The 14,156-nt window shown below is 69.2% G+C and carries 19 protein-coding genes; 15 read left to right on the forward strand and 4 right to left on the reverse strand.

What is annotated here, in order from left to right:
• Positions 1–955: 955 nt before the first annotated feature.
• Complete coding sequence (locus tag D1643_RS11760; RefSeq protein WP_160708451.1) at positions 956–1,480, forward strand: GNAT family N-acetyltransferase; 525 nt, start codon at positions 956–958, stop codon at positions 1,478–1,480.
• A 489-nt stretch (positions 1,481–1,969) separates the two neighbouring features.
• On the forward strand, positions 1,970–2,275 hold the full coding sequence (locus D1643_RS02890; RefSeq protein WP_160708453.1) for a hypothetical protein: 306 nt from the start codon (positions 1,970–1,972) through the stop codon (positions 2,273–2,275).
• Here D1643_RS02890 and D1643_RS02895 read toward each other — a convergent pair.
• Positions 2,253–2,807 (reverse strand): zinc ribbon domain-containing protein, encoded by a 555-nt coding sequence (locus D1643_RS02895; protein ID WP_236643336.1) that lies wholly within the window; start codon positions 2,805–2,807, stop codon positions 2,253–2,255. The two genes, D1643_RS02890 and D1643_RS02895, sit on opposite strands and share 23 nt — an antisense overlap.
• A 353-nt stretch (positions 2,808–3,160) precedes the next feature.
• Here D1643_RS02895 and D1643_RS02900 point away from each other — a divergent pair, with 353 nt between their 5' ends.
• The gene (locus D1643_RS02900; RefSeq protein ID WP_160708455.1) at positions 3,161–3,757 is read left to right on the forward strand and encodes a carbonic anhydrase; all 597 of its coding nucleotides are present in this window, start codon (positions 3,161–3,163) and stop codon (positions 3,755–3,757) included.
• On the opposite strand, the gene D1643_RS02905 is transcribed toward D1643_RS02900, so the two are convergent.
• The 3 genes from D1643_RS02905 to D1643_RS02915 all read right to left on the reverse strand — a co-directional run bounded on the left by D1643_RS02905 (position 3,754) and on the right by D1643_RS02915 (position 7,153).
• Positions 3,754–4,485 carry an NADPH-dependent FMN reductase gene (locus D1643_RS02905; protein WP_201750931.1) on the reverse strand — a complete coding sequence of 244 codons (732 nt, stop codon included), beginning with the start codon at positions 4,483–4,485 and terminating at the stop codon, positions 3,754–3,756. The genes D1643_RS02900 and D1643_RS02905 overlap by 4 nt on opposite strands.
• Positions 4,486–5,011: 526 nt before the next feature.
• Positions 5,012–6,775, reverse strand: coding sequence for a recombinase family protein (locus D1643_RS02910; RefSeq protein ID WP_160708457.1), 1,764 nt, complete (start codon positions 6,773–6,775; stop codon positions 5,012–5,014).
• A gap of 9 nt (positions 6,776–6,784) precedes the next feature.
• Positions 6,785–7,153, reverse strand: a complete 369-nt coding sequence (locus D1643_RS02915; RefSeq protein WP_160708459.1) for a helix-turn-helix transcriptional regulator — start codon at positions 7,151–7,153, stop codon at positions 6,785–6,787.
• Between the two features lie 148 nt (positions 7,154–7,301).
• Here D1643_RS02915 and D1643_RS02920 point away from each other — a divergent pair, with 148 nt between their 5' ends.
• The 12 genes from D1643_RS02920 to bet all read left to right on the forward strand — a co-directional run bounded on the left by D1643_RS02920 (position 7,302) and on the right by bet (position 14,149).
• Entirely contained in the window at positions 7,302–7,595 is a 294-nt protein-coding gene (locus tag D1643_RS02920; RefSeq protein WP_160708461.1) for a hypothetical protein, read from the forward strand.
• A gap of 47 nt (positions 7,596–7,642) precedes the next feature.
• Positions 7,643–7,780, forward strand: coding sequence for a hypothetical protein (locus D1643_RS02925; protein ID WP_160708463.1), 138 nt, complete (start codon positions 7,643–7,645; stop codon positions 7,778–7,780).
• A 278-nt stretch (positions 7,781–8,058) separates the two neighbouring features.
• Positions 8,059–8,301, forward strand: coding sequence for a hypothetical protein (locus D1643_RS02930; RefSeq protein ID WP_160708465.1), 243 nt, complete (start codon positions 8,059–8,061; stop codon positions 8,299–8,301).
• Positions 8,302–8,834: 533 nt separating this feature from the next.
• The gene (locus tag D1643_RS02935) at positions 8,835–9,071 is read left to right on the forward strand and encodes a helix-turn-helix domain-containing protein (RefSeq protein ID WP_160708467.1); all 237 of its coding nucleotides are present in this window, start codon (positions 8,835–8,837) and stop codon (positions 9,069–9,071) included.
• A gap of 19 nt (positions 9,072–9,090) precedes the next feature.
• Entirely contained in the window at positions 9,091–9,276 is a 186-nt protein-coding gene (locus tag D1643_RS02940; protein WP_160708469.1) for a hypothetical protein, read from the forward strand.
• A gap of 10 nt (positions 9,277–9,286) precedes the next feature.
• Positions 9,287–9,505 (forward strand): hypothetical protein, encoded by a 219-nt coding sequence (locus D1643_RS02945; protein WP_160708471.1) that lies wholly within the window; start codon positions 9,287–9,289, stop codon positions 9,503–9,505.
• A 308-nt stretch (positions 9,506–9,813) separates the two neighbouring features.
• Positions 9,814–10,239, forward strand: coding sequence for a hypothetical protein (locus D1643_RS02950; RefSeq protein ID WP_160708473.1), 426 nt, complete (start codon positions 9,814–9,816; stop codon positions 10,237–10,239).
• Positions 10,236–10,622 carry a RusA family crossover junction endodeoxyribonuclease gene (locus D1643_RS02955; protein WP_160708475.1) on the forward strand — a complete coding sequence of 129 codons (387 nt, stop codon included), beginning with the start codon at positions 10,236–10,238 and terminating at the stop codon, positions 10,620–10,622. Before D1643_RS02950 ends, D1643_RS02955 begins: the two co-directional genes overlap by 4 nt.
• A 34-nt stretch (positions 10,623–10,656) precedes the next feature.
• Positions 10,657–11,169 (forward strand): hypothetical protein, encoded by a 513-nt coding sequence (locus D1643_RS02960; protein WP_160708477.1) that lies wholly within the window; start codon positions 10,657–10,659, stop codon positions 11,167–11,169.
• A gap of 26 nt (positions 11,170–11,195) precedes the next feature.
• On the forward strand, positions 11,196–12,380 hold the full coding sequence (locus D1643_RS02965; protein WP_160708479.1) for a ParB N-terminal domain-containing protein: 1,185 nt from the start codon (positions 11,196–11,198) through the stop codon (positions 12,378–12,380).
• Complete coding sequence (locus D1643_RS02970) at positions 12,373–13,284, forward strand: DUF1351 domain-containing protein (protein WP_160708481.1); 912 nt, start codon at positions 12,373–12,375, stop codon at positions 13,282–13,284. Before D1643_RS02965 ends, D1643_RS02970 begins: the two co-directional genes overlap by 8 nt.
• Complete coding sequence (bet, locus tag D1643_RS02975; protein ID WP_160708483.1) at positions 13,277–14,149, forward strand: phage recombination protein Bet; 873 nt, start codon at positions 13,277–13,279, stop codon at positions 14,147–14,149. The genes D1643_RS02970 and bet overlap by 8 nt, the downstream gene beginning before the upstream one ends.
• Positions 14,150–14,156: the final 7 nt, after the last annotated feature.

Consider the following 14,156-nt stretch of genomic DNA (forward strand, 5'->3'; position numbering starts at 1 on the left):
CGGGCGGACCGGCAGGCGAGCCGTCGGGCGGGGCGGCGTGCGCGGGCGTGCGGGCCGGCGGGCGAGCCGCCGGATGAACAGCGCCCGCCCCCCCTGTGCGCCCCGCGAGCGCCTCTTCCCACCAGCGCTCGAGTCGCGACTGCCGCGAGCGATGCCCCGACTCGCCGCCTTGCCCCTTCGGAGAAGTTTCGGGCCAAAATCAGCATGGTTTCCGCCATTGGAGGACGTTTCGCTACCCTCTCAGCTGATTATCTTCAATTGAAAATCATCCTGACGAGGGGGTATTGCAGTGCTGATTCGACGAGAGCGACCAAACCCGACGAAGCCCGCGTAAACCGCGGTGTTTTTGGCCAGAAACTCCCGTCTTCGCTGCCAAGGCACCGCCCGCCGCCGTGCGCCACACAAGTCACCGAGACGCCGGGGCGATGACCGCGGCGACTCAACTCGCGCAGACGCAGCCGGCTGACATTCGCTTGGGCCGTCACCGACCACGGCACGGATCACCCGGACGTTCTGTCGCGCTCCGCGCCGATGAGGCCCCTCCCCGCGACGACGCTCCGTCCGGCAAACCCCTGGCCCCAGGGCCGCCGCCGTTCGCACCCGATCCGCCGCCTCGCCCTCCCCGGGAAGTTTCTGGCCAAAAACGCCACGCTTTCCGCTGCTGGAAGGCGCCGCGCGACGCTCCCGGCTGACTATCCCCGGACGAGAATCATCCTGACGAGGGCCTATCGCAGCGCGGATCCGGCATGCGCCACCAGCGTCGGCAGAATCTGCGTAAACCGCGGTGTTTTTGGCCAGGAACTCCCGCCTTCACCGTACAGCCCGCCGCCACCGGCGCCCGACGGCCCGCGCTCACCGGCGGCGCCCCGTCCTCGGCCGTGCGCCGCGCGCCGTTGCCACCCGCGGTGTCGTCCGCTATGATGCGCGGACGACACCGCCGAGGAAGGGAGCCGCCGTGGAGATCGTCATCGCGCATCCGGAGCAGCTGGACGCCATCGTTGCTCTCACCGAGCGCGCGCAAGCCGCCATGGCCGCGCTCGGACTCGACCAGTGGCAGAACGGCTATCCCAACCGCGCTGTATGGGAGGCCGACATCGCCGCGGGCGGCGCCTACGCGGCCCTCGACGAGGGACGTGTGGCGGGCATGATGCGCTACTGCGCAGGCCCCGACCCCTCATACGCGACCATCGACGGCGCCTGGCTCACAGACGGCCCCTACGCCGCCATCCACCGCCTGGCCGTCGACCCCGATCTGCGCGGACGCGGCCTGGCCGGAACGCTGCTCGCCTTCGCCTGCGAGAAGGCCGCCGCCGAGGGCCTGGCCTCGGTGCGCATCGACACCCACGCCGACAACGTCCCCATGCAGCGCGCTCTGGCCAAGGCCGGATTCGCCCGCTGCGGCACCGTCACCCTCGCCGAGGGGCTGGAGGCCGGCGCCCCACGCCTCGCCTACGAGCGCGCCCTCTCCCCCACCGCCTAGCCGCCGCACCGACGGCCGGCAAGCAGCGCGCAACGCGTAGCATCTGAGGCATCCGCAGCTCCAGGGCTATCGAGCGCGAATCGAGGCTCCACCTAAATGCATCCCCCGGCACCGACAAGCAGCCGGCTTGAGGAGAGCATCACTCGCAAAGTGGCCAAAAAAGACGAGTTGACGACAAGGGGCAAGCGCTCTTCGACACCCTTCGCAGCAAAACCCCAGGTCGTAAAAGTTACCTATAGGATACTCTTCCTTGGGAAGCGCGGAAGAGGCGCGAAATGCCACCTCCACCGTCGTCAGCTCGTCTTTTTTGGCCACTTTAGCCGCAAGAACCGCACATCCGCCAATCGCGTGCCCTCCGAAGAGCGAGGGGCGTCCGCCACGACACCCTCCTCCGCAATTCGCGGCCTACCGCAGCCAGACGGCTGCGTGCATACGACCCTATGGTACTATGACAAACGTTTCCTGCGAGCCTGAAGGAGGTGAGGCGATATGTCCAAGAAGCGGAAGCGCCGCAGCGCACCCAGCGGCACGGTGGTCTGGCGCCAGACGGCCGAGGAGGCCACGCTGGCGGGCAAGCCGCGCTACAACGGCTACGCCTGCGGCCACGGCCCGCACGGCGACACGCGCTACAACCGCGCCCGGGCCAAGCAGGCCTGGCACCGGCAGATCGGGCAGGAAGGAGCCTCTCGGGGCTCCTTTCCCTTTTCAGGACGCGGAACCGCCGGGGCGCCCCGCTGCGATGCCCCGGCTCCGGCCCCGCCCCTTCCCCGCCCTATTCCGCGCGCCAGCGCTTGAGCTGGGGGAGCACCACGCCCATGAGGGAGACGGCGTCGTCGGGGGACACGTCGTTGGCCTGGGCCATCATCGGCGCGCAGAACTCGATCATCTCCTCCATCGTGCAGTCGGCGGCATAGCTGCCGTCCTCCTTCACGCACCAGGCGCACCACTCGTCGGAAGGCGTGCCGTCGGCAGCGCGGGCGCGATCCTCGTCGCGGGTGAGGTACATGCCGCAGCTCTGGCAGAAGGCGCCCTCGGGCGGCATCTCCATGAGCAGGGTCACGGGCACGTCGAGCACGGCGGCGATGAGCTTGATCATGTCGATGCCGGGACGCGTCTCGCCGCGCTCCCAGCGCGAGACGGCCTGGCGCGTCACGTAGAGGCGGTCGGCCAGCTGCTGCTGGGTGAGGCCGCGCTCCTCGCGTAGGCGGGGAAGCAGCGCGCCCACCGGCATGCCGAAGGCGGACTGGCGCAGCGGGGGCGCGGCCGGCGCAACGGGGGCGGGGCTGACGGGGGATGCGCCGGAGATGGCGGCGGAATCGACGGGCATGGCGGGGCTCCTTTCAGTCGGTTGGCCCATCTAATCACGTCCACAGCGTCCCGTAAAGCAACAGCCTGTTGCCTGCCGGCGCGCGAACACGCCGCGCGCAGCGATGGCCCGCCGGACAAAGGCGGAAATGGCGCAGCCGACGGCCCCGCCCCCGCCCCTTTTCCCGCGCCTCCGTCCAGCACCGCATCGCCAAACGGCTTTCGTCTTTACCGCCTCCCCCGCTCGGCAGCAGCGCCATCCTCGCCCGCCCGCCTGACCGGAAACCGGCGATATCGGCGAGACGCGGGGGACGAAGCCGGGCACCTGCGGCAGGCGCAGTAGAATAAGGCGCGGGCAAGGCAAGGAGGCACCTGATGACCTGCGGATACACGGCAGACGACTTCGACGGCGACGCGCATGTCCCGCCTGATGAGGCGCTCGCGCGCCTCGCAGAGGGCAACCGCATCTACGTGGAGGCGCTCGACCACCACCGCGACCTGTCGCCCGAGCGCGTGCGCGACCTCTTCGAAAACGGCCAGCGCCCCTTCGCCACCATTGTGACCTGCGCGGACTCCCGCGTCGTCCCCGAGCACATCTTCATGGCCGGGCTCGGCGAGGTCTTCGTGATCCGCGTGGCGGGCAACGTCGTGGGGCCGACGGAGGCAGCAAGCGTCCTCTACGCCTGCGAGCACCTGCACACGCGGCTCCTGCTCGTGCTCGGGCACACCCACTGCGGCGCCATCAAGGCGGCGCTCGACGGCGAGGCCGGGCCGCTCGCGCCCATCACCGAGCGCATCACCGCGGCCCTCGGCAGCGAGCGCGACCCCTACCGGGCAAGCGTCCTCAACACCGAGGCGGCCATCGACGAGCTGCGCGCGCTGCCCGAGCTGGCCGCCCTCGAGCACGCGGGCCGCCTCATGGTGCGCGGCGCCATCTACCACACCCACTGCGGCGTCGTCGACTTCCTCTAGAGAAGGGGCTGCGCGAGCCTCCCCGTGAGCTTCCCCATCAGAAGGTCGGCCTGGAGGGCCAGGGCGGCGTCCTCGCCGGGTGTCAGGCGGAGCACGTCGGTGGTGTAGTCCTGACGGGTAAGCGCCACCTGGGCGTGGACGGTCTGCACGAGATCCACCTGCATGAACGCGAGCGTCTCCGCGAGATCGGCCGCACAGTAGCGCGCCCGCGCGCCACCGCCGGCGCAGCTGAGGGCCACCGGCTTGCCCTTGGCCACGGTGTCAGATCCGCCGGGCTCAAGCGGGCGCGACAGCCAGTCGAGCAGGTTCTTCAGCACGCCGGGGACGCCGTGGTTGTACTCGGGCGAGAACACCCACACCGCATCGGCCGCCGCCACCTCGGCGCGAACGCGGCGCACCTCGGCGGGCGGGGGGAACTCCGCGTCCTGGTTCATGAACGGCAGATTCGCGTAGTCGAGCCAGCGCGTCTGCGCACGCCCGGCCAGGTGGGTGGCCGCGCGCTGGCCCGCCTGGCGGTTGAGCGAGCGCTCCCGCAACGACCCGCAGATGAGCAGCACCGTCGGCAGGCTGGACGGCACGCCGATGGCAGCTGCGGCCCCGAGGGCGCCCGCGGCCGCCCGCACGCCGGACATCTCGGCTGCGGCCCCGGCGTCCTCGACGCCCGCCGGGGCCGCAGCCGCGTCGGCGCCGGGCGCCATGCCCGCAGATCCGCTCCTCGTGTTCTCCATGATCGCTCCCTTCTTCGCAGTTGGGAGCGGATGATACGCAACCGAGACGGCTGGAGACGTGACGCGGAGTCATCGGGCGATGATCCGTTACGCGCCCGCAGGAACCGCGACATGCCGCCGAGCCACCTCACGGGAGAATCGCGCCTGCGGGGCGGAGGTGGCGGGGTCGACGGGGGCCGGGAGGCAGCACCCAGCAGCGGGCGAGCGCGACGCTCAGCAGGGCCAGGGGGCCGGCGGGGGCGGCGGGGTTCGGCGGGGACAGCGGAGACGGAGGGGCACGGGCGAGCGCGACGCTCGGCAGAACGGCGGGACCGGCGGCGGGCGCGACGCTTGGCGGAGGGCGGAGGGACAGCACCTGGCAGAGGGCGGAGGCGGCGTCCGACGGGGCGACGGGGGCCCACGACGCTCGACGGGCGCGACGCCCGGCGAGAAAAACTGCACAATTTCGACGACTTTGCGACAACCGGACCCGGAGATCGCATCACGCATCGCGCGTTTTCCCAGGTAAGCGATGACCGCGTTGTCGTCATACCCCCATCGCGAGGCCGAAGTAGCTCCCCTTCGCCTGATTTTTGTCACAAAGTCGTCGAAATTGCACGCAAAACGACGGCGGGGCCCGACGCGCCGCGAACCCCCCCCCGTCTCGCAACACGCACCCGCAGCGTCGACAGGGCCCGCCGGCGCCCGAGCCGTCGAGCGCCCCCCACAACCTAGCCCGGCCGACGGGAGCAGCCAGCCCCTCCCCGACGGCCTCCCTCCGCGAGGCCGGGGGCCTTGCCGTCTCCGGCGCAAAAAAGAGCCGGCGCGTGCCGGCTCCCGTGAAGTCGCTGGTCGGGATGACGTTAGCTTGGTCGAACAGCCCAAGCACCTCGCCGCCACGCGACGGCCCCACGTCGTCATCCACAACAAGAAGGATATGCAAGTCGCCGCCAACGATGACCACGCGCTTGACGAACGTCTCGCAGATGGTCTGCCTGTCGAGGTCAGCGGCCATGTTCTCGAGCCAGTACTCGACCGCATCCCGATCGAGCCGATAGGACTCGGCGGCCCTGGCGTCGGCGAGGCGCCTCTCAACGTCCTCCCTGCGAGCCGTGAGGGCCTCGACCCGCTCCCTGCCGCCAGGAGGGGCGATACCGTCCTCGATGGCGCGCCAGATGCGCTCGAAGGTCTGGTCGATTCGCCCGAGCTCCTCCGCAAGCATGTCCGACTGCCGCGGGCCGTCGCCGTCCTCCATCTCGAGAACGAGGTCGGCGATGGCCGACCTGACCTCGCTCGACCCCAGCCTGCCCATGACGGCATCCGCCACCGCCTGCTCGATGTCGTCCCGCCTCACGTTGAAGCCGTGCGCGTCGCACTTGTAGTAGTAGTGGCGCCTCCCGCTCGACGACGTGCCGCTCGTGCCGACCATGGGGGCGAGGTCGTCGCCCTCCAGGTGGAGGAGCTTGCCGGTGAGCGAGAACCGCGCGGTGTTCGCCTTCTTGCTCGGCATGGCGTGCGTGTCCAAGATGTCCAAGATGGCCTCCTGTTCCCCCTCCGTCCAGAGCGCCGGGATGCCATCCCGGACGACGTGGCCGGCGTAGCTGTACGTCCCGCAGTTCTGCACCCTCCGGAGCATCCTCGTCAGGGTGCCGATGTTCAGGGAGCCTCCCCTCTTGCCGCGGAAGTCGGGCTCGAGGGCCCTGGTGATCTCCGCCAGCGTGCTGCCGGCGAGCAGCATGTCCTTGGCCCGGACGAGGACGGCGCGCTCCTGCTCGTTGACCACGTGGAAGCCGTCCACGATGTCCCACCCGTACATGGGCTGGCCGTTGGCCATGCACCGCTCGGCGTTCTTCCGGATGCCGTCGCGGATGAGCACCGCCAGGTTCCGGGAATAGTACTCGGCTATGGCCTCGTCCATCGCCTCGTGCAGGAAGCTCGCCGGAGCGTCGTCGCTCTCCCCCTCGCGGACGGAGAACAGGCGCAGGCCCGCGGCCTTGAGGCGCCTCTTGTACCGACGCGAGACCTCGATGTTGCGGGCGAAGCGGTCGTTCTTGAGGTACACCAGGATGTCGTAGGCGCCGGCCTCGCCGTCGGCGACGGCGGCCTGGAACCCCGGGCGGGCGTCCGTCGTGCCGCTCACCCCGTAGTCGGTGTATACCCGCGCGACCTCCCAGCCCCTCGAGCCGATGAACGCGGTGCAGTGCTCCACCTGTATCTCGATGGACTCGTCTCGCTGGCTGTCGGACGAAAACCGCGCGTAGATGGCCGCACGTCCGCCAAGCCTCGGGCTGTCGCAAGAAACCAGCTGCACGGCTACCCCTTACGCGGACGCTGCGATCTGACGATCTTCCAGCCCCGCCGCCCCAGCTCGCGCGCCTTCTGACGCGCGGATGCCCCTCACTGCCCCGGCGGCCGCGTCCTTCCCGGCGTCTGAGAGGTGGGCGTAGTCCTCGTTCATGACGGCCTGGCGCTCGTCCTGGTACCTCTCGGCCACGAACTTGCGCCCCGCAAGATCGTCGAGGGTGCACTCAAGGGCGTCGGCAAACTCCCAGGCACTCTCAAGCGTGAACGTCCTACGCCCTTGCTCGTAGTCTGTATAGGTGTGGGGGTTCATTCCGATGTGGTCGGCGAAAGCCTTGGCGCTCTTAAAGCCCCGTTCTTTTCTGATTCGTTGAAGCTGCGTTTTCATGCGGGACCTCCCTATACCGCAGAATCTTAGGGGAAATGTACAAAATCGGCAATCTTTTTTGCAAAATCTTGTTGACATTTGTACTAATTCCCCTAAGATACTTACTTGTTTAAGGGGAATCGCCTTAAAAATGAAGGACGGAGTCGCAATGAAGATCAACCGCACCGCATACGACGCAGGCCGGAGCAACTGGGTCTCCGGGGAGACCGCCGACGGCTACGCCTTCGAGGCCCAGGTGTTCGCCGAGCCGAGCATGTGGGGAATCCCCACCGCCCGCTTCGAGGAAGGCGGCAACGTGTCCCGCCTGCGCGTCCTCGACCCCGACGGCCGCGAGGCCTACGCCTACGACCGCGGCCTCGACGGCGAGCCCGGCGACGAGGCGCTCGACGCGGCGCTCGAGATCATCGCGACCCTTGAGGCCGCGTTCTGCGAGGAGGCGTAAGCCATGAGGAACGAGAAGCTGCACCGCCGAGCCGCCGGGAGACCCCAGTGGTAGCCGTGGATGGGCTGCTCGTCGCCTTCATGGCTGCCGTGATCGGCTCGCTGCTCTACATCCAGCTACAGCTGCGCGACATCGCCAAGAAGCTCGACCCAGAAGAGCGCCGCCGGAATCCCCGTGGTAAGTAGCCACGTCGCCACCTCGATCACGACGCGCAAAGCCCGAGAAGCGCGACGGCGTCGCTTGGCAACGTCGAGGTAGCGCGGGTTGCTGCGCGAGTAGCGAAGAAGCGCGATATGTCGGCCGTTCCGGTTCACGCCGCAATTCGACCAAAGGTGTCGCACCTGGGAAAACGCGAAATAGACCCAGGGCGACCTGGCGACTACCGCAATCGCGAAACACCCATCGAATTGTCACTGACTCCGAAAAAACATAAGGCCTGGCAGAGGAAGGGAAGGGAACCGACATGAGAAACGAGAAGCTGTACCGCAAGGCCATCGAGATCGCCTCCGACGCCGAAAGGCGGTTCCTGGAGGCGCACGAGAAGAACCGGGGCGTCGCCCCCGACATCAGGGAGAGGCACCGCGAGACGTTCGTCCAGCCCGCCGCCACCGAGGCGTGCGCCCAGCAGTCCCTCATCGCCGAGCTGTTCGGCGTGTCCGAGGAGAAGGTGCACGAGGACATCACCCGGCTGCTCGCAGATCGCTAGGCAACACGGGCTCGGGATGCCCCAAAACTCGCCCCCCCCGTCAGGGCACCCGCGCCGACGCTAACAACGCGGGGCACTCTTGAGAATCGAACAGCTTGGAGGGGAACGGCGGGCGGCCACACGTCGCTAACCGTGCGCCCGGCCCCGCCGCTAGGCTCTTTCCCTGCGCTGCACATGACACTGCGCTGGCTGGCTCACCTCGCGGTGACGCTCCGTAACCGGCTTACCGACTTCGCCAGCATTACCGACAGCGCGCCTCGACCCGTTGTTAGCGCAACGGCTTCGCATGGGTGACTTTCGGGGCCTTACACCTTACGGCTCACCCAACAAGCAGGGACCGCGTCCTCAAAAAGTCGGCCATAGAAGGGCCTCCTTTCTCTAGAAAAGGACAAAGGAAAGTCTATCAGACAGGGCAACCGCTCCCCTCCAAGCTGTTCGATGCCCACCGCTTTCGCAGTGATCTGGCAGATGCAATCCCCGCCACGGCATTGCATCCCCCAGATCGCTGCGAGAACCAAGGAAGGAGGAAATCTATGGCCTGTACCAAGGAGAAAGTCGCCGAGGTCATTAGGGCCGAACGCGCGCGCCTTGGATGGAGCCGCGAAAAACTCGCGGAAGAATCGGGCATCCCAAGCGCGACCATCGGCGCCTACGAGAAGGGCGAGAACCGCATCACGCTGGAGAACGCCTGGGCGCTGGCAGACGTTTTCGCCCTGCCCATCGGCCCGCTCTACGGCCGCGACGAGAGCAAGTGCAAGAAGGTCAGCTAGCACAGGAAGGAGCACCAGAATGGAAGGCAAGACCCTGAGCGACCGCGCCAAGGAGACCGTGGTCGCCTGCATGGAGCACAGCCAGGCAGACCCTGGGGCCGTGGCCGTTCTCGGCAGCGCCTACGCGGACATCCTGGAGGCGGAGGCCAAGGTGAGCGCCGTGGGCATCGGCGGCGGGCTGCTCGAAGAGATCAAGAACCTGTAGAGGAGGAACCATGAGCGAGAGAAGCATAAGGGAGGTGGTCGGCCTCATCTGCGAGAGCCGGCGGCGGGGCGATGTCGTGACCCTCTCCATCGGGCACGACGGGCGCCTCTCCATCCTCACCGCCCCCAGCTACGTGCTGGACGCCGTGACCGACGGCGGCTACTACCTGAGCGCGGAGCTCGGCGCCGTCGTGGTCAGCGCGGAAGGCTCCGGACATGAGGCGGCGTGACGCCCGCGCAGAGGTGCATGTGCCGTACGGTCCTGGGGCACATGCACCGGTTCTACGCGGACCCGGAGAACGTCCGGCGGCTCGAGGAGTGGAAGCGGGGGCGCCAGCAGGCCGGGAAGCTAAGCGGCGCCCCCGCCGCAGAAAGCCGGCAGGGCCGGCACGATGCGAATCTTACCGCATCCGCGTCCTCGACGTGCTCCTCGTCCTCGTGATCGCGGCGGCAGCGGCGTCGCTGCTGTGGGGCTACGGCTGCGCATACCAGGAGGGCTACGGCAGGGGCTACGAGCGCGGGCAGGAGGTGGCACTCCATGCATGACGTCACCCCCGCCCTCTACGACGGCGCCGCCCGCACCCCGGCCATGCGCGTCGAGGAGGCATGCGCATGGATCGCCGAGGACTACCCGGCCAAGTGGCTGCGCCTCGTGGGCCTGTGCGAGCGGGCCGCCGGCGAGGGCTGGCCGCGCATCCGGCGCGGCGACCTGTTCGTGCTGGCGTCTCAGCAGGGCCTCCCCATCAGCGAGTGCATGGAGTTCCGCATGGACAACAACCTGTGGAGCGTGCTCAGCCGCTACCTGCTCATGTTCCGGCGCGACCTGGCGGGCGTCATCTTCCCCCGCGAGGCCGACGTCGACCGGGTTGACCTGGAGTCCATGTGGCGCGACCACGTGGCGCTCTCCACAAGATTCGAGGCCGCGACCTGGCAGGAGGCGGCCGAGGGGGTGAGGGCCGCGTGATCCAGCGCATGACCATCCCCGGCCGGCTCCCCGGTCTCAACGAGTACACCCGCGCCTGCCGCGCCCACCCCATGGCGGGCGCCAAGATGAAGCGCGAGGCCCAGGACGCGGTGCTGTGGTGCGCCAGGGCCGCGCGCCTCAGGCCCCACGGCGGCCCGGTGCGCGTCCGCTACCAGTTCTTCGAGGCCCCGGCCCGCAAGGGGGCGCGCCTGCGCGACAAGTCCAACATCGCGTCGTTCGCCGTGAAGGTCATCGAGGACGCGCTGGTGGAGGCAGGGCTCATCCCAGACGACGGGTGGGACGAGGTGGCCGGCTACTCCTGCGAGTTCGCCCGCACCGCAGACCCCCGCATCGTCGTCACCATCGAGGACGGCCTTGCGTAGGGGGGCCAGGTGCAGGCCGTGGAGCGTGTCGGAGGTGCGCTACCTCGTCGAGAGCGCCGGGCGCGTGCCCAAGCGCGACATCTGCCGGCACCTCAGGCGCTCGTCGCGCTCGGTCGAGTGCAAGGCCTACCACCTCCGCAAGGAGGGCGTGCCCGTAGACCTCCGGCACCACGAGCCCAGGCTCTCCTCCTGCCCGGCCTGCGGGCGCCTCTCCGGCCGCATGGGCCGGGACGGCTTCTGCGAGCCGTGCAGGAGGAGGGCGCAGCTAGCGGAGGTGCACGCCAAGATAGCGGAGCTCATGGCCCTGCTGCCGCCCGAGGAGCGCGCCACCTACGAGGCGACCGAGGCCGAGGTGGAGAGCAGGCGCGACCCGATGCCCCCTCCCCCGCCGACCGCGGGGCTGTCCTACTACGCGAGGGCGAGGGCCGAGGAGGCCCACGAGCTCGCATGCGAGGAGGCGCTCACGCGCAACCTCATGCGCGAGGTCAAGGCGGCCCAGAAGCGCAAGGAGCGCGTCGAGAAAAAAGTCAGATCAATGCGGGTTTGATCAAAACCCCAGATGGGAGCGAGAGAATGCAAGTGATAGAGGTCGTCAGCATCGACGACGTTTACCCGGTGGAGGACGAGTACGGCAACCAGTACCTGTCTCGCGACTACTCCACCAAGGAGAACAGGGCCTACGTCGAGGCGCTCGCCCGGTCCATGGCCAAGAAGGGCGTCCCGGACGAGCTGGTGACGCTCGTGCGCGACGGCGGCATATACCGCGTGAAGGCGGGCAACTCCCGCGTCATGGCCATGCGCCAGCTGGGCACCAAGACGTTCCCCGCCATCATCGACGAGGACGACACGCCCGAGGCCCTCATAGAGGCCGCCATCCGCACCGACGAGAAGAAGGCCTACGAGCCGGTCGAGAAGTCGCGGCTCGTTCAACAGCTCGCGCTGATCGCCTCCGACGAGTACGTCTCGGAGGCAGTCGGCATCGAGCCGGAGAAGGTGGCCAAGGTGCGCCGCGCCCGCAGGCTCGTGGACGACGCGGCCGACGACATGTCCCTGCTGCGCCTCATCGCCATCGCCGACTTCGAGGACGACCCGGACGCGGTGGAGCTGCTGACCACGTGCTCCGAGCGGGACTTCCCCGAGGTCGAGCGCAACGCGCGCGACCGCAGGGCCCGCAGGGAGCGCCTCGCGGCCCTCTGCGCCGCGCTCGAGGCGCGCGGGGTGCCGCTGGCGGACTCCGGGGACGGCCTGCGGTTCATGTGCTCCGTGGAGAGCGCCTCCGACATCCCCGACGAGCTGCCGGACGGCTGCGTGGCCGTGCCCAAGAGGTGGGGCGACGGCTTCGAGCTGCGATGCCCCGTCGAGGAGGAGGTAGACCCCACCCTCGAGGCCGAGCGCGCCCGCATGGCCGAGCTCAGGCGGCTCTGGGAGGCGACCAAGGAGCACCGCGAGGCGTGGCTCGACGGCAACATCGCCGAGGGGCTCGGGGCGGTCGCCGCCCTCGCGGACGACGGCCCGTACAGCTACTGCGTCAGCTCTTACATAGAGCGCCGCGGACTCGTCCTCCCCAAGGGGCCGGCGGACGTGATCAACGGCTACCTGAGCCACGCCAGACAGCCCTACGACTGGGAGGGCAAGGCGATGGACGACCGCCTGGGCGAGTTCGCCGACCTGGGCGAGGCCCTCGCCTCCTGCGGGTACGTCGCATGCGACGAGGAGATCGCGCTCATCGCGATGCTCGAGGAGGCTGGCGATGAGTGAGGCCGTCGAGCTCTTCGCGGAGGTCATCGAGCCGGCCTCCGAGCTGCGGGTGACCTGCTCCCCCGCCGTCATCGAGGACAACCTCGCCGCGCTCGAGGCCTACGTGGACGCCCAGGTGGCCCCCTACGTCGGGGCGGTCATCGACCCGGCGGACGAGGAGCAGGTCAAGGAGGGGCGGCGGTGCATGGCCGACCTCAACAGGCTCAAGGCGCCCATCGAGGAGGAGCGCAAGCGCGTCAAGCGCGCCTACGAGGCCCCGCTCAAGGCCTTCGAGGCCCGCGTCAAGGGCATCACGGCCAAGATCGACGCGGCCCGCTCCGGGCTCAAGGCGCAGGTCGACGAGGCAGACGAGCGGTTCCGGGCGATGCGCCGCGAGCTGCTGGCCGAGGAGTACGGGGGATGCGCCGGCGCCCTGGCGGGCGTCATCCCCTTCTCGGCCGTCCTGGACGAGGGCTGGCTCAACCGCTCCGTCGCCGAGACCAAGGCCCTCTCGCTCGTGCAGGAGGCCGCGGAGCGCGCCCTCGAGGGCTACCAGGCCCTCATGGCCGCCGAGACGCCCCACAAAGACGAGGTGGTGGCGCGCTACGCCGAGACGCTCGACGTGGCCGCCGCGCTGCGCCACGGGGCGGAGCTCGCCGAGCGCGACCGGCGCATAGCCGAGTTCAAGGCCGCCCAGGAGGAGGCCGCCAGGGTGGCGGCCGAGCGCGCTCCGGAGCCCGAGCGCGCCCCGGAGCCCGAGCCCGCCCCGCGGCCAGGGCCCGCGGCCGACCCCGCCTTCGTGTGGTCGCTGACCATGGAGTTCGAGGGGACGCGCGACGACGCCCAACGCGTGGCCGACGCCCTGAGGGCCGAGGGCGTGACCGGGGCGTCGATCAAGTGCAAGGGGGAGGTGCGCCGTGGCTAGCGAGATCGTCCAGTACCAGGCCGACAACGGCCAGGACATCACCGTGACCGAGCAGGACGTGCGCGACCTCATGGCCGCCAACGGCAACGCCACGGGGAACATCACGTCGCAGGAGATCAAGACGTTCATGCGCCTCTGCCAGGCGCAGCGCCTCAACCCCTTCACGAAGGACGCCTACCTGGTGAAGTACGGGAGCGGCCCCGCCACCATCATCGCCGGCAAGGAGACCTTCACCAAGCGCGCACAGCGCAACTCCAAGTTCCGCGGCTTCGAGGCGGGCATCACGGTCATCGAGGCCGACGGCAAGCTGTGCCAGAGGGCCGGCTCCATGCTGCTGCGGGGCGAGTCCCTGGCAGGCGGCTGGTGCCGGGTCTACGTCGACGGCTACGAGGCCCCGATGTACGACGAGGTGTCCTTCGCGGAGTACAACACCGGCAAGAGCAACTGGCTGAAGATACCGGCGACCATGATTCGCAAGGTGGCCATCTGCCACGCCCTGCGCGAGGCGTTCCCCGAGGACTTGGGCGGCCTCTACGGCGCCGAGGAGATGGACCAGGCCTCCGCGCCCTACGAGGCGCCGCGCGAGGCGGTCGTCGAGGCGGTCGAGCCGGCACCCCAGGCTGCCCCGGCGTCCCCCCTCGACGCCTACAGGGCGGCCCTCACCGCAGCCAAGCGCGAGCGCGGCATCCCCGTGCCCGAGGCCATGGAGGAGGTCTCACGGCAACTCGGCAAGCCGCCGGAGAAGTTCTGCGAGGCCGACGTGGCCGCCGCCGTGAGCATCGTCCAGCGCATGGCCTGGCCGCTGGAGGACGCCGAAGACGAGCCCTACGAGGTGGAGCTCGTCGCGGAAGACATCGAGTTCTAGGAGGCCG

It is taken from the genome of Enterorhabdus sp. P55 (genome assembly GCF_009911695.1).
Lineage (GTDB): Bacteria > Actinomycetota > Coriobacteriia > Coriobacteriales > Eggerthellaceae > Enterorhabdus.